Annotated in this window: 17 protein-coding genes and 1 pseudogene; 5 read left to right on the top strand and 13 right to left on the bottom strand. The window is 38.4% G+C overall.

What is annotated here, in order from left to right; genetic code table 11:
• Nucleotides 1–87: 87 nt before the first annotated feature.
• Nucleotides 88–1243: pseudogene (ispG, locus tag ACIQZI_RS04940) on the top strand (flavodoxin-dependent (E)-4-hydroxy-3-methylbut-2-enyl-diphosphate synthase).
• 11 nt (nt 1244–1254) lie between these two features.
• On the opposite strand, the gene ACIQZI_RS04935 reads toward ispG, so the two are convergent.
• Nucleotides 1255–1623, bottom strand: coding sequence for a DUF4190 domain-containing protein (locus ACIQZI_RS04935; protein ID WP_062183064.1), 369 nt, complete (start codon nt 1621–1623; stop codon nt 1255–1257).
• Between the two features lie 265 nt (nt 1624–1888).
• Here ACIQZI_RS04935 and ACIQZI_RS04930 point away from each other — a divergent pair, with 265 nt between their 5' ends.
• Nucleotides 1889–2452 carry a 5' nucleotidase, NT5C type gene (locus ACIQZI_RS04930; RefSeq protein WP_403070057.1) on the top strand — a complete coding sequence of 188 codons (564 nt, stop codon included), beginning with the start codon at nt 1889–1891 and terminating at the stop codon, nt 2450–2452.
• Nucleotides 2453–2628: 176 nt separating this feature from the next.
• Here the strand turns inward: ACIQZI_RS04930 and ACIQZI_RS04925 are convergent, their stop codons facing one another.
• Genes ACIQZI_RS04925 through ACIQZI_RS04915 form a run of 3 tightly spaced genes read right to left on the bottom strand, consistent with a single transcriptional unit; the run spans nt 2629 to nt 4667 of the window.
• On the bottom strand, nt 2629–3045 hold the full coding sequence (locus tag ACIQZI_RS04925; RefSeq protein ID WP_062177986.1) for a Fur family transcriptional regulator: 417 nt from the start codon (nt 3043–3045) through the stop codon (nt 2629–2631).
• A 15-nt stretch (nt 3046–3060) separates the two neighbouring features.
• Nucleotides 3061–3900: a metal ABC transporter permease gene (locus tag ACIQZI_RS04920; protein WP_062177983.1), complete on the bottom strand. Its 840-nt coding sequence runs from the start codon at nt 3898–3900 to the stop codon at nt 3061–3063.
• A gap of 17 nt (nt 3901–3917) precedes the next feature.
• A complete protein-coding gene (locus ACIQZI_RS04915) occupies nt 3918–4667 on the bottom strand; it encodes a metal ABC transporter ATP-binding protein (protein ID WP_403072043.1) in 750 nt (249 codons plus the stop codon).
• Between the two features lie 209 nt (nt 4668–4876).
• On the opposite strand from ACIQZI_RS04915, the gene ACIQZI_RS04910 reads away from it, so the two are divergent.
• Nucleotides 4877–5137: a DUF2624 family protein gene (locus ACIQZI_RS04910; protein ID WP_062177980.1), complete on the top strand. Its 261-nt coding sequence runs from the start codon at nt 4877–4879 to the stop codon at nt 5135–5137.
• Nucleotides 5138–5542: 405 nt separating this feature from the next.
• Here ACIQZI_RS04910 and ACIQZI_RS04905 read toward each other — a convergent pair whose 3' ends face one another.
• The 7 genes from ACIQZI_RS04905 to rpiA form a co-directional block, all read right to left on the bottom strand.
• On the bottom strand, nt 5543–6163 hold the full coding sequence (locus tag ACIQZI_RS04905) for a nitroreductase family protein (RefSeq protein ID WP_403070052.1): 621 nt from the start codon (nt 6161–6163) through the stop codon (nt 5543–5545).
• A 386-nt stretch (nt 6164–6549) separates the two neighbouring features.
• Nucleotides 6550–8079, bottom strand: coding sequence for a DHA2 family efflux MFS transporter permease subunit (locus tag ACIQZI_RS04900; RefSeq protein ID WP_403070049.1), 1530 nt, complete (start codon nt 8077–8079; stop codon nt 6550–6552).
• 499 nt (nt 8080–8578) lie between these two features.
• The gene (gene fsa / locus ACIQZI_RS04895) at nt 8579–9247 is read right to left on the bottom strand and encodes a fructose-6-phosphate aldolase (RefSeq protein WP_403070046.1); all 669 of its coding nucleotides are present in this window, start codon (nt 9245–9247) and stop codon (nt 8579–8581) included.
• A 173-nt stretch (nt 9248–9420) separates the two neighbouring features.
• Complete coding sequence (gene gnd, locus ACIQZI_RS04890) at nt 9421–10314, bottom strand: phosphogluconate dehydrogenase (NAD(+)-dependent, decarboxylating) (RefSeq protein WP_062177967.1); 894 nt, start codon at nt 10312–10314, stop codon at nt 9421–9423.
• 134 nt (nt 10315–10448) lie between these two features.
• Nucleotides 10449–12443 (bottom strand): transketolase, encoded by a 1995-nt coding sequence (tkt, locus tag ACIQZI_RS04885; RefSeq protein ID WP_062177963.1) that lies wholly within the window; start codon nt 12441–12443, stop codon nt 10449–10451.
• A 31-nt stretch (nt 12444–12474) separates the two neighbouring features.
• A complete protein-coding gene (gene zwf, locus ACIQZI_RS04880) occupies nt 12475–13974 on the bottom strand; it encodes a glucose-6-phosphate dehydrogenase (RefSeq protein WP_062177960.1) in 1500 nt (499 codons plus the stop codon).
• A gap of 309 nt (nt 13975–14283) precedes the next feature.
• Nucleotides 14284–14961 carry a ribose-5-phosphate isomerase RpiA gene (gene rpiA, locus ACIQZI_RS04875; protein ID WP_403070041.1) on the bottom strand — a complete coding sequence of 226 codons (678 nt, stop codon included), beginning with the start codon at nt 14959–14961 and terminating at the stop codon, nt 14284–14286.
• A gap of 435 nt (nt 14962–15396) precedes the next feature.
• Between rpiA and ACIQZI_RS04870 the strand changes: the two genes are divergently transcribed.
• Nucleotides 15397–15717 (top strand): winged helix-turn-helix transcriptional regulator, encoded by a 321-nt coding sequence (locus ACIQZI_RS04870; protein ID WP_062177955.1) that lies wholly within the window; start codon nt 15397–15399, stop codon nt 15715–15717.
• Between the two features lie 187 nt (nt 15718–15904).
• Here ACIQZI_RS04870 and ACIQZI_RS04865 read toward each other — a convergent pair whose 3' ends face one another.
• Complete coding sequence (locus tag ACIQZI_RS04865; RefSeq protein ID WP_062177952.1) at nt 15905–16798, bottom strand: deoxyribonuclease IV; 894 nt, start codon at nt 16796–16798, stop codon at nt 15905–15907.
• 69 nt (nt 16799–16867) lie between these two features.
• Nucleotides 16868–18181, bottom strand: coding sequence for a DEAD/DEAH box helicase (locus tag ACIQZI_RS04860; protein WP_403070036.1), 1314 nt, complete (start codon nt 18179–18181; stop codon nt 16868–16870).
• Between the two features lie 257 nt (nt 18182–18438).
• On the opposite strand from ACIQZI_RS04860, the gene vrrA reads away from it, so the two are divergent.
• Complete coding sequence (vrrA, locus tag ACIQZI_RS04855; RefSeq protein WP_403070033.1) at nt 18439–19089, top strand: VrrA/YqfQ family protein; 651 nt, start codon at nt 18439–18441, stop codon at nt 19087–19089.
• The last annotated feature ends 51 nt before the right edge of the window (nt 19090–19140 follow it).

Here is a 19140-nt window from a genome sequence, read left to right as displayed (position 1 = left end):
CAATATACTCATAAGATTGTTACAATGGGTAAAGCGGTCATTAAGACGTACCGAAATATGATTTTTTCCTAAAGGAGAGAATTCCACGTGAGTGAAATAATACATCGAACGAAAACTCGTCCAATTAAAGTTGGAAACTTAACAATTGGCGGAAATAATGAAGTAATTGTACAAAGTATGACAACAACGAAAACGCATGATGTTGAAGCTACGGTTGCGGAAATCCTGCGTCTCGAGGAAGCTGGATGCCAAGTTGTACGTGTAGCCTGCCCTGATGAACGTGCAGCGAAAGCTATACCAGAAATTAAGAAAAAAATTAACATTCCACTTGTCGTCGACATTCATTTTGATTATAAGCTTGCTTTATTAGCTATAGAAGGCGGCGCAGATAAAATCCGCATCAATCCGGGTAATATCGGTCGTCGTGAAAAAGTAGAAGCTGTTGTAAAAGCGGCAAAAGCAAAAGGGATTCCCATTCGAATTGGCGTAAACGCCGGATCGCTTGAAAGACGGATTATTGAGAAGTACGGCTACCCTACAGCTGATGGAATGGTAGAAAGTGCTCTTCATCATATTAAAATTCTTGAAGACCTTGATTTCCATGATATCATCGTTTCTATGAAAGCATCTGATGTAAACTTAGCCATTGAAGCATATGACAAAGCTTCTCAAGCTTTTGATTATCCACTTCACCTTGGAATCACGGAGTCAGGGACATTATTCTCTGGAACTGTGAAAAGTTCAGCAGGACTTGGTGCCATTTTAAGCAAAGGCATCGGCAATACGATGCGTGTGTCTTTAAGTGCTGACCCTGTTGAAGAAGTAAAGGTTGCTCGTGAGCTATTGAAGGTATTTGGTCTTGCTTCGAACATGGCCACACTTATTTCCTGCCCAACATGTGGCCGAATTGAAATTGATCTCATCAGTATTGCTAACGAGGTTGAAGAATACATTCAAACCATTAAAGCACCGATTAAGGTTTCTGTTCTTGGTTGTGCGGTAAATGGTCCTGGGGAAGCGAAAGAAGCAGATATCGGGATTGCTGGAGCACGCGGTGAAGGACTACTATTCCGTCACGGAAAAACCGTCCGTAAAGTTCCTGAAGAAACAATGGTAGAAGAATTGAAAAAAGAAATCGATCTAATTGCTGAAGAATATTATGCGAAACAACGCGCTGAAGCAGAAGCTGCGAAATGATCAAGATAAGGCCTGGAATGATCCAGGCCTCTTTTTTTGCCCCTAAATATCGTCTTTTTAAAAAAACGGCATGATAAAGATTCCTACGATAATGGAAACCACCCCAACACCTATTGCCCATGCACCAAGAGTTGATGCCCCTCTTCTGCGAGCAATGAATCCAAGAATAATCCCGGCAATTCCTAAGAATACTGGCATGAAGAACAGGGAAAGAATAGACACAATCAAAGCAAATGCGCCAAATCCTGTACCTGTTTTTCCATTAACATCATCACGGTCTCTTACTGAGTAAGCACGGTTACCCATTGGCTCAGCAAATTCTGCAGATGTTTCCTCATCATACCGGTGGGAAGAAATGTCTTTCTTCTCAGTTACTACAGGCACCGCCTCAGTAGCTACTGGTACAGTCTCATAACTGCGATTTATATCTGATATGACTACCTGATCTTCCTCGCCCAGTGCCGTTGTATCTAAGTGATTCTCCACTGTCTCAAGCTTCTTGGATTTTCTCTTTTCATCATCCATGCTGGAATAACGATCTTCTTCCATACGTGCATCCCTCACTTTCGTTTTTAGGAGCATTTATAGTGTATGTGATTTCCGTCAAAAACCTCATGAAAATTATTTCTTTGCATGGTTACATTTACTAGTGTTACACTTGAATTTAGACTTAATAAGGGGGATAAATAGCTTGCGTAAACGACTTGGTATTGATATTGATGGAACGATTACTAGACCTGATACATTTGTTCCATATTTAAATAAAGCTTTTCAATTATCACTTACATATGAAGAAATGAATCAATATGACTTCAATCCTTTTGTAAAAGTCCCCGAAGAAGAATTCTCTAAATGGTTTATGGAGAATGAACCCATTATTTATGCTGACTCCATTCTTGTAGACGGTGCAAAAGAAGTTTTGCGTAAATGGGCTAGTACGCATGATCTTTACTTTATTAGTGCTAGAAATAATGCAATGTTGGATGTAACAGAAACTTGGTTTTCAAAGCAAGAATTACAATACAAGCATATTGAATTGATTGGATCACACGATAAAGTAGCCACAGCGAAGAAATTCGAGGTCGATCTTTTTATCGAAGACAAGCACGACAATGCTGTAGCTATTGCAAAAGAATGCAATATTCCCGTATTATTGTTCGATACACCTTACAATCAAGATCCCATTCCTGACGGCGTTATTCGAGTTTATCATTGGCATGAAGTGGAAAAATGGGTGGAGAATTGGTTGAAATAAGAAAAGACCAAATACCTAAAAACAGCTTCTGAAATACGTAGGGATTGAACCAAGAAGATATTCTTTACCTTCTTGATTCAATCCTCTTTTTTATAACAAGGAGCTAGACGGTTGTGTTAGACACAAAAACGTATTAATGCCTTTCTTGTGAAAAAAAACCATCACTAGATGGTTTTTTAAAGATTAACACAACTCGGACATTTTCCATAAATTTCAAATTTATGGCCGGAGATATCATAATCATGCAGACTTTCATTTAAGCCATTCATGGGACAAGTTTCGATCTCCTTCGTTTTACCACACTCTAAACAAATAAAATGGTGATGGTGGGAATGATGGCCACAAGTGAAACGGAAATGCTTCTCACCTGCTAATTCTGTTGTTTCAAATACCCCTAAATCCACAAAGAGAGAAAGATTACGGTAAATGGTATCAAAGCTAAGTCCTGGGTAATCCGATTTCATATTCTCAAGGACATCCTTCGCAGTTAAATATTTATCACTTGAAGAAAATAATTGAAGCATTTCTTCTCGTTTCCCAGTATGCTTATAGCCTTTATCTTTTAATAATTGCATCGCTGTTGTTACGTTCATAATAATCACCCTACCTTATGCAAAACGTGTTTTGATTTTTCCAATAAGAATCGAGAGAACTAATATTAATACAGTAAGCATGACAATAGTACCACCAGGTGCAAGGTCGAGATAATACGATAAAAACAGACCAGAAATGACTGAAATCTCCCCAAATATCACAGAATAAAATATCATCTGTTTAAAGCCTTTGGCAAAGCGGAGACTAGCCGCAACCGGTATCGTCATTAGTGATGACACAAGCAAAATACCAACAATCCGCATCGACGCAGCAATGACAAGCGCAACCATAACAATGAAGATAAAATGAATGACTTTTGAAGGAATTCCTGATGCCTTTGCATGCTCTTCGTCAAAAGACAATAAGAATAGTTCTTTATATAATAAGACTAAAGTTATGATCACAAAGATAGATACAACAATAATAAGTTGCAAGTCTGTTCGGCTGACGGCACTAACACTGCCGAATAAATACCCATACAAATCTGTATTAAAGCCGTTTGCAAGTGAAATGAAAATTGCACTTAAACCGATTCCACTCGATAAAATAATCGGAATCGCAAGTTCTTTAAAGTGTTTGTAGACATTTCTCAGCTTTTCAATAAACAAAGAACCTACAACCGAAAACGTCATTCCCATATACAATGGATTCAGACCTGCCATTGCAATAAAGTTCTTTTCTAATAATAAGCTAAATGCAATTCCTGCTAGGGCGACATGGCTGAGAGCGTCCGCGATCATCGACATTCTTCGTACCACTACGAATACCCCGATTAGTGGAGCCAACGCACCAATAATCAAGCCTGTTAGAAATGCATTTTGTAAAAATTCATACTGCAAAATACCCGAAATCATGGGTGACCTCCAACCTCTTAATGATTATGACTGAGTAGCTGAACCCCATGACCGTATATAGAGGACAGTTCTTCTTCATTTAATTCGTTATATTCACATGCATCTCCATGGAAGTGCAGCGTTTTATTGATACACGCGACATGCGTCACCTTATCCGTTACAGTCGCAACATCATGAGTAACTAAAATAAGGGTAATCCCTAATTGTTTATTCATCATTTCAAGAATTTCATAAAATTGTTGGACATTGTTTTGATCAACACCTACTGTTGGTTCATCCAAAATCATCAATTCGGGTTCACTGACAAGAGACCGAGCAATGAAGACTCTTTGCTGCTGCCCACCGGATAGCTCGCCAATATTCCGATCCTTAAAGCTTAGCATACCGACAGACTCTAGCGCTTTAACAACCTTTTTTTTATGTTCTTTGCGTGGGATTTTAAATAAGCCTATTTTTTTGGTTAAGCCGCTTTGTACTACTTCAAAAACGGTTGCCGGAAAACCAGAATTAAAAGAATTAGCTTTCTGTGAAACAAAGCCAATCTTCTGCCAATCTTTAAATTGACGAATGGGCTTGCCAAATAATTCAACATTCCCTTTTTGTAGCTTCAATACGCCGAGAACTAATTTCAGCAATGTCGACTTTCCCGAACCATTCGGACCAACAATCGCTAAAAAGGCCCCCTGTGGTACATGAAGTGAGACATCTTCTAAAACCAGATCTTTTGAATATTTGTAGGAAATATCCTCAATCTTAATAATCGGCATCACTTTCTCATTATTCAATTCGATCACCTATTTTATTTTTATAAGAATCGTTACGATTTACTTAAAGTAGTATATAAGAAATACGGCAAATTGTAAAGAAACTAAGCCTACACGCTTAGAAATAGCCTGTATTACTTATAAAGTATGGTTCACTTAAGCCCACTTCCATCATATGTTATCCATATGGTAGCAAAAAGGAGGTTCAATAGATGAAATTATTTGAAACGATGATCAATCACAAAATTAATAAAATTAAGGATTATGAATTACAATCCATCGCAAGTCAGCATGGAGTTAGCCTAACCCAAAATGAAGCGTACAATATAAGCCGCATACTAGCAGGAAGAAATATTAATGTTTTTGATACAGTCCAGCGGCAAAATGTACTTAGCGAAATTGCAGAAGTAGCAGGTTCCAAAACAGCGAATCAAATTGGGAAGCTATTCACCCAACTCACAGCGAATTTCTAAAAATATAATTGGGTCTAGAAGTTAAGTTCCAACAGATGAACCCACACTCTACCCATCGTTCATTATGTCTATTCCATCATATAAAGTGAAACTTCCATCAGTGCGGGTTTTTCTCCCTCCCCCATTGATGGTTAGTCCCGATCTACTGTCGCTCTGATCTTCGCTTTCGCCTCGATCAATCGATAGTACGAACCCGATTGGTTCACCTATACCTTTGGAAACCACAAAGCTAAGTTTCCCTATAGCTCAACAATCGGGCTGTTACGGGCATTTGTCCCCTACCTCATAAGCTTTTAGGTGGGGGGCTTACTGCCCATTAATGCGGAAGAAACAATAGATAGTAGATGTATAGTCACCCTTTTCAGACAGTCTCTTAATCCTCCATTCAAGATAGGACTGTATCGCTTATAGGTACTTCACAAATTCAGCTACTGGTTTACGGTACCCTCGTGGCTTTCTACTCTGGATTTTTTCTTTGCCAATCGCAATCATTAGAACTGGTTCGTATTGATCTGATATAGATAATAATTTCTTTAACTGATCTGGATCAAATCCGATCATTGGGCAAGTATCCCATCCCTTACTTTTGGCTGCCAACATAAACAACATCGCTGATAAAGAAGCATTTCGAATCGCTTCCTCTCGTTGAAATACTTCTCCTCTGCTTTCATAGAGAGACATGACATCTTGAACTTCATGATCATATTCTTGTTTACTCAACATACCTAACATAAGAAGGCCTTCATAAATACGTGCAGCATCTTTAAATGCTTCTTTATCCCCCAATACGATAATAACAGCTGAAGCTGTCCCTACTTTGTATTGGCCATTGGCTGCCTTTTTGACACCTTCCTTCACTTCTGGATCCATCACAACTAGATAATCCGTATGTTGCAAATTGAATGCAGATGGTCCCATTTTTACTAGTTCGAAAATTTCGTTGAGTTCTTTTGCAGTAATCGGATAATTGTCTAAAAAATTATGTACCGAACGTCTCTCTCTTACTAACTGATCAAATGCTTCCATATAAATCCCTCCGATTTTCACAATACTCCCTATGGCTTACTATATTAGATCGTACATTTTTAATCATTTGAATTCACTTATCTTTAATTAATTCATTATTAATTAAAGATAATAATATCGTGTCTTTTACTACCTGTCAACAAACACAGATTAAAAAGGAAATGAAGATTTGTCAGCAAAACAGTTTTCATTGAGAGGGCTTTCAAAATTGTAATCGGCATCTACATAATAGTAAAAGGGTCAGTATCCACATTAATATACAGTTTATCGTGTTATAAACACTAATTAATACTGTATATAATGGTAGATTCTAACCCTTTTTTTATGACTTATCGATTAATAGTCTTTTTAGGTGTTTTCAAAAGATGCCTAATACTGCATCTCTTTTAATTCTTCGCTAATTTCGTTGTTACCTTTTTATCGGACGGTTTTCTTGCTATTGTATCTTCCGCTTGTTTGGCCCTTTTTATAAAGAAAGCCAGAATTAGAGCAACGCCAGCAATACCAACAGTCACTAAGAAAGCATCATTAATTCCTTCTAACATTGCTTGCATCATAATTTGTTGTTTCATCTCTGCAGCTTGTGCAACGGATGGTTGCCCAACCACATTTTTCATTGCATTTGCAGCTAACTCAGTCGCATGCGTTTGGGTACGATTCGACATAATCGTTACCAATAATGCCGTACCTATAGCACCAGATACTTGTTGCATTGTATTGTTCATTGCTGTCCCGTGTGGGTAATAGCGCGCTGGTAATTGATTTAAACCATTCGTCGAAACTGGCATCATCACCATAGACATCCCAAACATCCGGGCTGAGTATAAAACCATTAAGTACGTATAAGACGTATCAAGAGTCAACTTACTGAAATAATAACTCGTGATTGTAGTAATCGCTAAACCAATGACGGCTAATATACGTCCACCGAACTTGTCAAATAACTTCCCATTAATTGGTGACATGACGGCCATCAAGATCGCCCCTGGCAACAACATTAACCCTGCATCCATAGGAGATATTCCACGAATCGTTTGGACATAAATAGGGAGTAATATCATAGCCGAAAACATAGCCATCGTAATCGTCATGGAAATAGCCGATGATAAAGCAAACATTGGATATTTATAGATTCTAAATTCAAGCATAGGTCTTTCTAATTTAAACTGACGTAAAATAAACGAAACCAATGCAACGACTCCAATGATTAGTGTTCCGTATACGTACGGACTATCCCAGCCTTTCGAACCAGCAGAACTAAAGCCATATAGTAACCCGCCAAATCCTAGACTGGATAGAAGAACCGAAAATAGATCTAGACGGATATCCACTTTTTCCTTTTTATCTTTAAGCAAGAAAACGCCAATCAAAAGAACAATAACAGCAATCGGTGTCACAAAATGAAATAGCATTCTCCAGTCATAGTGTTCAATGATCCAACCTGATAAAGTCGGACCAATGGCTGGAGCCCCCATTAAAACTAATCCGAATACTCCCATTGCAGCTCCCCTTTTTTCCACAGGAAAGCTCGTTAACATGACATTCATTAACAACGGCATCATGATTGCAGAACCAGAAGCTTGAACCATTCTACCGATTAATAAAAGTGGAAATGCATGGGCAAATCCAGCGAGAATCGTACCGAGCGTGAATAAAGCCATCGCTACTAAGAAAAGACGGCGTACAGAATATTTTTGAATTAAAAAAGCCGTAGTTGGAATCAAAATCCCGTTTACTAACATAAAACCGGTACTCAACCACTGCACAGTCGATGTGTCCACATTTAAGTCTTTCATAATTGAAGGCAATGCGATATTTAGTAAAGTATTATTTAAAAAAGCTATAAAAGCACCAATCATCAGTACGGCAAGCATTCCGTACGGTGGACGATCAGTCCTTTTCATTGTATGATCCATTCTTTTTCCCCCTGTGAACTAGCTGTTCATTTTTTTGTACTTATGTTCCGATTACACATTATATAACAACCGTTCAAATTTTGCAATTCTAAAATAACCTAGTCATTACTAGATTAAACTGTAGAAGTGGTTTTTATACAGTTCGTTCATATGTACAAACTGGTGATATCTTATGAAGTATGTAGCTAAGGATCGTAAAGGTTTTGTAGTAAATGCTGGAGATCATTTCTTGAATAAATGATACCTCCATCAGTGAGGGGTTACTGCCCGTTAATGCGGCATAAATATCAAAGTAGAATTTTTTTCAGAACTCTTTAAAACATTGGTTTCCGTTGGTGTCATTCTGATACATTGCACTAAGATGCTCCTATTATGGCATCCATTTTATCAACATAAAAGGCGCTAGATTCTTTACATTTACCTGGAATAATTTATTCCAGGTAAATCGATAAGAAACTAACACCTTATAGAAAACCATACAAATGGTCTTTATTTACAATTAGTTTTTAGGAGCTTTTTCCCAATCAGCAGCAAATTTCTCAATGCCTTGATCTGTAAGTGGGTGTTTAGTAAGTTGCTCAATAACACTGTATGGAATTGTCGCGATATGAGCACCAGCCATTGCTACACGAGTTACGTGATCTGGATGACGAACAGAAGCGGCAATGATTTGTGAATCTAATTGATGAACGCGGAATAGTTCAGCGATTTTCGCTACCAATTGAACACCATCTTCAGAAATATCATCTAAACGTCCTAAGAATGGTGATACATAAGCAGCACCAGCACGAGCTGCTAAAAGTGCTTGGTTTACAGTGAAAATAAGAGTTACGTTAACTTTAACACCTTTTTCTGCAAGATAACGAGTCGTTTCTAGGCCAGCTAAAGTCATCGGAACTTTGATTGTTACCTTCTTATCCCCACCATTGATTTTGATCAATTCCTCTGCTTCTGCGATCATTTCTTCAGCTGAAACGGCAGCAGGAGTTACTTCTGCAGATACAGATTCAACAACTGGTACAGCTTTTAGGATTTCTTCAATACGATCTTCGAATTTAACGCCTTCTTTAGCAACTAAAGATGGATTTGTTGTTACGCCAGAAAGAACGCCAATTTTATACGCTTTTTTAATATCCTCAAGATTCGCAGTATCGATAAAAAATTTCATTATAAATTACCCCCATATTTTCATATAAATTATTTTCTGTTGAAAAGGGGCGGGGTTTCGAAAAAACCAGCTCCACACCGCCACTTTCATAAGGTGATACAGTTTTTAGAACCTAACCTTGTTTACCGTTAGGCTTTAAGGCAGACACTCATGGATGTTTTGTTGTTGCTTTCTTACTTCTTCTCTACAGCATGTCCACCAAACTCATTGCGGAGTGCTGAGACAACTTTCCCTGTAAACGTATCCTCATCTAATGAGCGATAACGCATTAACAAGGACATCGCAATGACTGGTGTCGCCATTTGAAGGTCTAAAGCTGTTTCGAGCGTCCATTTACCTTCACCTGAAGAATGCATGACCCCTTTGATATCATCAAGTTTTGCATCTTTAGAGAAAGCATTTTCTGTCAATTCCATTAACCATGATCGAATAACAGATCCGTTGTTCCAAACCCTTGCAACTTTTTCATAATCATAGTCAAATTCACTTTTTTCTAGAATCTCAAATCCTTCACCAATGGCAGCCATCATTCCGTATTCAATCCCGTTATGAACCATTTTCAGGAAATGACCTCCGCCTGCTTTACCTGTGAAAATATAGCCGTTTTCTACAGAGGTATCACGGAAAATTGGTTCAACGATCGACCATGCTTCCGCATCGCCACCTACCATATAATTGGCACCATTACGCGCACCTTCCATACCGCCAGAAGTACCTGCGTCTAAGAAGTTTACCCCAATTTCTTTAAAATAATTGTAGCGGCGAATAGATTCCTTATAATGAGAGTTACCAGCTTCAATCACAATATCTCCAGGTTCAAGGAAAGGTTTCACTTCATCGATTACTGAATCAACAACAGAATGAGGGACCATAATCCAAAGAACCCTAGGTTTGTCTAAATTTTCAACAAGTTCTTGATAGCTAGATGTTCCCGTTGCACCAAAGTTTTTCATTTCTTGGACTGCTGTGGGATTTACATCAAATGCTACTACTTCATGGTTGTGATCCAATAAATTTTGACCGATATTTAACCCCATTTTCCCTAAACCGATTAATCCGACTTTCATGATGACGCCTCCTAAGATAGTACAAGCATATATATATATAAATCCCACGCTTTCTAATTTCCTTCTTTGACCATTTAATCAATTCGCTCAATTAGAAAACGCAGATTTATTATCATTCATGTGCAAATTCTTGATTAAGAATTTAGCAATTCTTTTGAGATCTTCACAACGTTCTCAGTAGTAAAGCCGAAGTATTCCAATACAGATGCTCCGCTACCAGATGCTCCGAATGTGTCAATCGATAAGATTCTTCCTTCATGGCCTACAAAACGTTCCCAGCCAAGAGAAATACCCATTTCTAATGCAACACGTTTCGTAACGGAAGCCGGTAAGACTTGTTGTTGGTATTCTTTTGATTGGCTATTGAAAAGCTCCCAACTTGGGATTGCCACAACACGAACCGATACATTTTCTTTTTCAAGTTCTTGCTTAGCACTAGCAGCAAGCGATACTTCAGATCCTGTAGCCAGTAAAATAAGATCTGGATTTTCATTTGTTTCCGTTAGTACGTATGCACCTTTAGACAGATTCTCAATATTGCCTTTTGTTTCTTCAAACACAGGCAAGTTTTGTCGGCTTAGAACTAACGCAACTGGACCATCCACGTTTTGTAATGCATATGCCCATGCACTTGCTGTTTCATTGGCGTCACTTGGACGGATCACTGTAAGGCCAGGGATCGCACGAAGAGCCGTCAATTGTTCGATTGGTTCATGTGTTGGACCATCTTCTCCTACCGCAACGGAATCATGTGTAAACACATATGTTACTGGAAGTTTTGATATTGCAGCTAAACGGATAGATGGACGTAAATAATCATTGAAGACAAAGAATGTACTAACAAATGGTTTTACGCCTCCGTGAAGAGCCATCCCGTTACCTGCTGCTCCCATTGCGTGTTCACGAACACCGAAGTACACATTTCGGCCAGCAAATGATTCAACAGCAAATTTCGCTTCGCCTTTAATATCTGTCATCGTAGAGCCTGACAGATCAGCACTGCCGCCAAAGATTGAAGGAACAGTCTTAACAAAGTGGTTAATGGCTTGTCCGCTTGCCACTCGAGTTGAAACTTCTTTATCCGTGTCAAAAGTTAAAATGTCTTGTGCTTCAATTAGCACTTTTCCATCAATCGCATCGGAAAGTTCACTTGCCAATGCTGGACAAGCTTCTTTGTAAGCTGCAAATAATGTATTCCATTGTGCTTCTTTTTCGCCACCAGCTTGTTTTAACTCTGCAAAATGAGCTTTTACTTCTTCTGGTACATAGAAATCTTCTTCATAATTCCAGTCATACGCTAATTTTGTTGCTTTCGCTTCTTCTGCACCAAGTGGGTTACCATGTGCTTTATTCGTTCCAGCAACTTTCGGGCTACCGAAGCCAATAATTGTTCTAATTTCGATTAAAGTTGGTTGATCTGGGTTTTGTTTTGCTTCTTCAATCGCCTTTGTGATTGCTTCAACATCGTTTCCATCTTCTACTCGCAAATACTGCCAATTAACAGATTCCGCACGTTTTTTTGTATCTTCACTATATGAAAGGTTTAATTCTCCGTCTAGAGAAATTTCGTTTGAATCATATAATGCGATTAATTTTCCTAGTTTCATATGACCTGCCATAGACATCGCTTCATACGCTACACCTTCCATTAAGTCACCATCACCTACTAATGCATACGTAAAGTGATCCACTACTGGGAAGTCTTTTTGATTAAATTTTGCTGCTAAATGTGCTTCTGCCATCGCCATCCCAACTGAAGTCGCAATTCCTTGACCTAATGGACCTGTTGTTGCTTCAACACCGTCTGTATGGCCCACTTCTGGGTGACCTGGTGTTTTACTGTTAAGCTTACGGAAGTTTTTTAAATCCTCGATAGAAACGTCATAGCCTGTTAAATGAAGTAAGCTATATAATAAACTTGAACCATGTCCTGCTGATAGGACGAAACGATCACGATTAAACCATTTTGAATGTGCAGGATTATGAGCTAAATGATTGGCCCATAAAGCATACGCCATTGGCGCTGCACCCATAGGTAGTCCAGGATGTCCTGAATTTGCACTGTTTATTGCATCGATTGATAGAGTACGAATCGTATTAACGGCTAAAGTTTCAATATTATGTGTCATTTTATTATCCCCCTGAATGATCTTTTATTTGTTAAACAAGTACAGCTTCCTTTTTCGAGTCAACAGTTTCTTCATCTAACCACCATTTAAAACCGGTGTTTTGTAATAATTGATCTGCTTCTTTTGGCCCGTAAGATCCGGACTCATAATGTGTGAGTGGCACAGAGCCTTCAGAAAAGGCGTCGATAATAGGTTGTACCCATTCCCAAGCCAATTCTACTTCATTCCAATGGGCAAAGAAGGTGGAATCACCACGAAAAGCATCATAGATGAGTCTTTCATAGGCTTCAGGTACATCTTTTTGGTCGGAAGTAAAATTCACTTTTATAGGTTCGATTTCCCCATTTAATGGGTTTTTGCTATTTAATTGTAAGGTTACATTTTCATTTGGATTGACTTCAATGATTAAGAGGTTCGGAGCCACTTTATCATTTTGATCCTTATAAAGTTCTTTTGAAGAGTCTTTAAATTCAATGACAATCCGGGTAGACTTTTCTTTCATTCGTTTGCCTGTTCTAATATAGAACGGCACGCCACTCCAAAATGAACTATCAATCCAAAGCTCAGCAGCGATGAAGGTGTCATTCATAGAAGTAGAATAAATTCCTGGCTCCTCTAAATAACTTTTCACCGGTTTCCCGCCAATTTCCCCTGACGTATATTGACCACGTATGACGTGTAATCCAACCTCTTCTTTTTTTAATGGGCGAAGAGATTCCATTACTTTTCTTTTTTCATTACGTATGTCACTTGCACTAATTCGGTTTGGTTGGTGCATCGCTGTCATCATTAACATTTGTAACATATGATTTTGAAACATATCTCTAAGTGCACCTGATTTATCATAATAACCTGCTCGTTCCTCAACCCCAACCGTTTCACTCGCTGTTATTTGTACATTTGCGATGTGTTGATTGTTCCAAAGCGTTTGCAGAACTGGGTTTGCAAATTCTAAGGCCTCTAGGTTTTGAACCATTGGCTTACCAAGATAATGGTCAATTCGATATATTTCTTCTTCCTCAAACGCTTTCGTTAAGTTTGCATTTAAGAGGCGCGCCGATTCTAAATCATGACCAAAAGGTTTTTCAATAATCAAACGTTTCCAACCCTTTGTAGAACCTAATCCGCTTTCTTTTATATTCAAAGCAATAAGATCGAAAAACTCTGGACCAACAGAAAGATAAAACATTCTATTTTCAGGAATATGTAATTCCTTTTCTCTCTGTTCAACTAGGTCACGTAATGATTGATAGTCTTCAATCTTTGTTGCATCAAATTGGCTATAGCGAAAAGCACTAAGAAAATCTGCTAAACTAGTTTCATCATCTATTATACTTCTAGAAAAGGTTTGCAAAGATTGTTTCACATAGGTTTGTAAATCACTATCTGACATCTCTTTCCTTCCTACAGCGATGATGGAGATTTTTTGAGGCATTTTTTGATTTGCATATAAATTATACAAAGCAGGGAAAATTTTCCTCTTCGCCAAATCCCCCGTTGATCCGAATAAAACAAAGGTCATGGACTCCATCCCTTTATTCCCCCTTAATTAACAAAAACATGATTGATATCTTTGTACCAGGTTATAGTTCATCAAGAATAATTTACCAGGTACTCTTTATTATGTGAGTTACTTTATATAACCATGTTATACCTTGGATCATTTATAGTCAAGTAATTTGTGTCTACTTTGTGAACTTAGTTCAAGCGGTTCCATGATGTATTTTTCAAAACAACACCTAAAATAATACACAAAAGACATCACATAATCAATTTGTTATTTTTTGTAAACTATTAACAATAAATTTCGTTTTAGTAACTAATGAGAAACTTCGACTTCCTATTTCTCATGAGCATTTTTTATCACGATACTTTTTTCAGCATTTAAAGTAATCACAACATCTGCCATTTGATTAAACAAGCCATTTTCAACAACACCTGGAATCAAATTAAGTTTGTGTTCTAATGAGATAGGATCAAGTATATTGGGAAACTTTGCGTCAATGACATAATTCCCATTATCAGACCTGTAGGGAATTCCATCGCTATAGCGGATCGTCGTTTCCGCTCCTAATAAACGAATCTGTTTATTTGTCATTTCCACTCCAAACGGGACTACTTCAATTGGGAGAGGAAACGCTCCTAAATGGTTTACAATTTTAGCAGGATCAGCAACGACAATAAATTCCTTTGCAGCTCTAGCGATAATCTTCTCTCTCAAGAGCGCTCCGCCGCCTCCTTTTATAAGATTTAATTGCGGATCCACTTCATCTGCCCCATCAATCGCTACATCAATATAATCAATCTCGTTTATGTTAGCGAGAGGAATTCCACATTCGTTTGCTAGTTTTTCCGTTTGAATCGAGGTTGGGACTCCTTTTATCGAAAGACCTTCTTTCATTAATTGCCCAAGTTTAATAATCGTATAATAAACGGTCGAACCAGTGCCCAGCCCCACAGTCATGCCATCTTTTACAAATTCAACTGCTTTTTCACCAACGATTTTTTTTTCAATCACCGTTCTCGCTCCTTACATCATGTTTTCAGCAATGCCTTGTACCACTTTAAGAAATCAACTTTCGCTGGATAATTCCTTTGACCACTGTCGTATCGTTTTTTTTAAGTACATTCTCCACTATACATTTTTCAAATATATTTTCCAGTATAATTCTGTGTTTGAAACGATAAAAAAGAGATCAGCACCTTTTAGTTGTCATATTAATTAGAATATACGAATTGTATTAATAATAACATAGTAATTTTATATAACCTATTTTTTTGTTACACTTGTTTACTAAAATCGATAATAATGGCATTAAACATACATTTAAAAAGTATTATGTGTTATCATATGATTACATAGAATATAATTTATTATTGTTCAAAAATATTATTAGTTACTATTTGTTCCCTTTGTGATTTAGAATACACTAAAGATATGAGGTGATAAAATATGATTGAGGCAAAACAAGAAGAGAAGCTATGTGAAAAAGTAGAACAGTCCTATCATTTATTAGGGAAAAAATGGATAGGTTTGATTCTCTATACTTTGAAGGATGAGCCAAAAAGATTTAGTGAAATTGCTACTTATATCCCTAACTTGAGTAAGCGAGTCCTAAATGAACGAATTAAAGAGCTTGAGGATAGTGGCATTGTTATTCGTAATGTGATTGCAGATCGCCCGATTCGGACTGAATACTCTTTAACTAAAAAAGGGACCGAATTATCGAAAGCGCTTACTTCATTTGAAAATTGGGCCGAAAAATGGCTATAACGAACGGGTAGCATCTTCTTATTGGATAAGGAGATGTTTTTTCAGTTGTAAAAATCCACTCATACTTATTCCTTGATTCCACTCACACCTTTTTCGTTTAATCCACTTTTGCCTTTTATCTCATCCCCATGCTGCTTTCACGATAAAAACAGCGAACGGCTAACATCTACCATTCGCTGTTTTTTACTTAACTTAATACAACTTTTTCAAGAAGACTGCTATCAAAGGAATCTCCCTTTAACATGTCAATTTCGAATTTGTATGGAGCTTTCTTATTTTTCTTATCTTCACCAACGAATGGTGTTTCAAGAATCTTTGGAATCTCTGTTAACTGTGGGTGATGAACTATATAGCGCAACGCCTCAAAACCGATATGGCCAAAGCCGATGTTTTCATGGCGGTCTTTGCGCGCGCCGCGTTCGTTTTTACTGTCATTAATGTGTAACACCTTTAAGCGATCAAGGCCAACGATTTTATCGAATTCATTTAAAACGCCGTCAAAATCTTCGATAATATTATACCCAGCATCGTGGATATGACATGTATCAAGGGTAACAGATAATTTATCATGAAGGGCAACACCGTCGAATATCATCGCTAGCTCTTCAAAGCTTCTACCACATTCAGTACCTTTTCCTGCCATTGTTTCTAGTGCAACTTGCACCTCTTGATCGGAAATGAGCACTTCATTTAGGCCTTCAATAATTTTCTTGATCCCCACTTCCGGTCCAGCGCCAACATGCGCACCAGGGTGAAGCACAATTTGTTTCGCTCCAAGTGCTGCCGTTCGTTCAATTTCACTTCGTAAGAAATTCACACCTAGCTCAAAGGTTGCCGGATTTTGCGAGTTTCCGATGTTAATGATATATGGGGCATGAACGACAATATCTGTAATCCCATGCTCGGCCATATGCTGCTTGCCTGCTTCAATATTCAACTCTTCAATCTTCTTACGCCTCGTATTTTGCGGGGCGCCCGTATAGATCATAAACGTATTCGAACCATAAGAAACGGCTTCCTCGCTCGCTCCAAGCAACATGCTTTTCCCGCTCATCGAGACATGTGATCCTATTTTCATCATCTTATCCTCCTAACCTTTATTCCGGTTTAACAGGCTATAATACCCCACTGAAGGAAGTTTCACTTTATTTTATTTCTTTCTTTGTAAGCGACGCTCACGTTTTTTGAAATTTTCAACTTCGCGTTGAACTTTCTTTTTATAGCCCGGCTTGACTTTATTCGGTTTTTTTACCATCGTTTTCGCTTTTTCGTCGATTTCGTTTCCTTGTTTTTTCCGTTGTTTTCGTTTATTACGAGCATCGATTTCCACCCAATCACCATTTACGATATCCGTATCATGGAAAGTGATTCCTAATTTCTCCAATCGGTTTAACGCATCCTCGTCAGAAACATCATAGATCGTGGCAGCGATTCCGGAATAGCCCGCACGTGCCGTTCTCCCTGTTCGATGAATATAGAAGTCAAGATCTGATGGTAGTTCAAAGTTAATAATGTGAGAAACACCTTCAATATCAATCCCACGAGCCGCTAAATCAGTCGCAACAATGTATTGGTAGTCTAAGTCATTAATTTGCTTCATCATTTTCTTACGATCACGCGGTGAAAGATCACCGTGAATTCTGCCTACTTTTAATCCCTTTTCAATAAGAGCATCCGCAACGGTGTCTGCCATTTTTTTCGTGTTGGTAAATATAATCGCTAAGTACGGATTATATTTCACAACTAAGTCGTGTAACAACTGTGTTTTATTACGATGACGCAATGGCACGAGGACATGTTCAATCTTCACTGCAGCTGCCTGCTTTGGATCAACTTGGACATGCTTCGGATTATTCATATATTTTTTCATAAATGGCTTTAATTTCTCAGGAATGGTTGCTGAAAAGAGCAGCATTTGAATATGCTGTGCCATTTTCGATGCAAATTTGTCAACATCTTCTATAAAGCCCATATCGAGCATTAGGTCTGCTTCATCGACAACAAGCGTATCAGCAGTGAAAACGCGGAGTGCTTGGTCCGCTACTAAATCCTTAATTCTTCCTGGTGTACCAATCACGAGCTGCGGTTGCGTTTTTAGCTTGTCAATTGTACGTTGCTTATCCGTCCCGCCAATAAAACAGCGAACCACAAGAGGTGATTCCTCTGGAAAATGCTCAGCAATCTTAAGAGCTTCTTTATAAATTTGGTTGGCAAGCTCACGTGTTGGTGCTGCAATAATCGCTTGCACTTCTTCTTTTGTGCTATCAAGTTTGTTCATAATTGGTAGTAAATACGCATGAGTTTTCCCCGTACCTGTTTGCGATTGACCAATTAGACTTGTCCCTTTTAGAACAGCCGGAATTACACGCTCTTGTATTTCCGTCGGTTTATCAAAACCTAATGCCTTCACGGCCTCTATCATATAGCTTTGCAACTTAAATCGTTCAAAATTGTTTTGCTTCATCTAAAAACTCCTTTAAATCGTCAGGCTTTCTAATCTTCATCAGAACCTTGACATATCTACTTATTATAGTTTAAGAGTGGTGTAATACGCAAGTATGCGTATATTATTTCATAATAATGATGAGTCGAATGGAACGAACTATTCAGTTTATACATACACTTTTCATATACAATCCAAAACAGATAACCTTTTTCCTTCTTATGCATAATTTATATGGAACACACATCGGGGGAAGTTTTTTAGAAAGGAGTGACAATATGCCTCCAAATAGAATGTTCGGGCAAGGCCCAGGATTCGGGCATGGGCGTGGGAACGGTAATCCGCAATCCTTCAGAGGCCAGAATGGATTTTCTGGGCCAGCTAGATTCGCCCCTCCACAGGCTAGAAATGGTATGAATCCCGGATTCGGATTTGGGCAAGGTCAGAGAAATCAGCAGCAACAGCCGACTTCATCGGGCGGACTATTATCCAAGTTATTAGGTAAAAATAAAAATAAAGCTCCTAGTAACCCATTCGCCCCTCCATCTGCTGCCGGTCAAGCAACAAGAGGAGGGGCAGCAACGACTGGCGCAGGTGCCGGCGGAATTCTGGAAACGTTAAAAAACCCAGGTGCCCTTTCAGGCATGTTAGCAAACACACAAAAAGTCTTACAAGCAGCCGAACAAGTGACACCGATGATTCAACAATACGGTCCAATCGTTAAGAATATCCCGTCCATGTGGAAGATTTATCAAGGTTTGAAAAGCTCGGGATCGACTGATTCAACTGAAGAAACACCAAAGGAAACCGTGGAAAATACAACACCCGTAGAAGAGAACACAGCTGTCATAGAAGAACCAGTCCCCGAGAAGAAACCGCGAAAAAAAAGAACAACACAAGGTAATTCGAGGCCTAAATTATATATCTAATCTGAATGCAGACCCTCTCTGCATTCTTTTTCATTACTTTAGCTTTTAATG

Origin of the sequence: Peribacillus sp. NPDC096379, from assembly GCF_044762875.1 — a bacterium.
In the GTDB taxonomy this organism is placed as follows: Bacteria; Bacillota; Bacilli; order Bacillales; family DSM-1321; genus Peribacillus.
The sequence above is the reverse complement of the archived record's forward strand: the minus strand, read 5'-3'. Positions and strand labels throughout refer to the sequence as shown.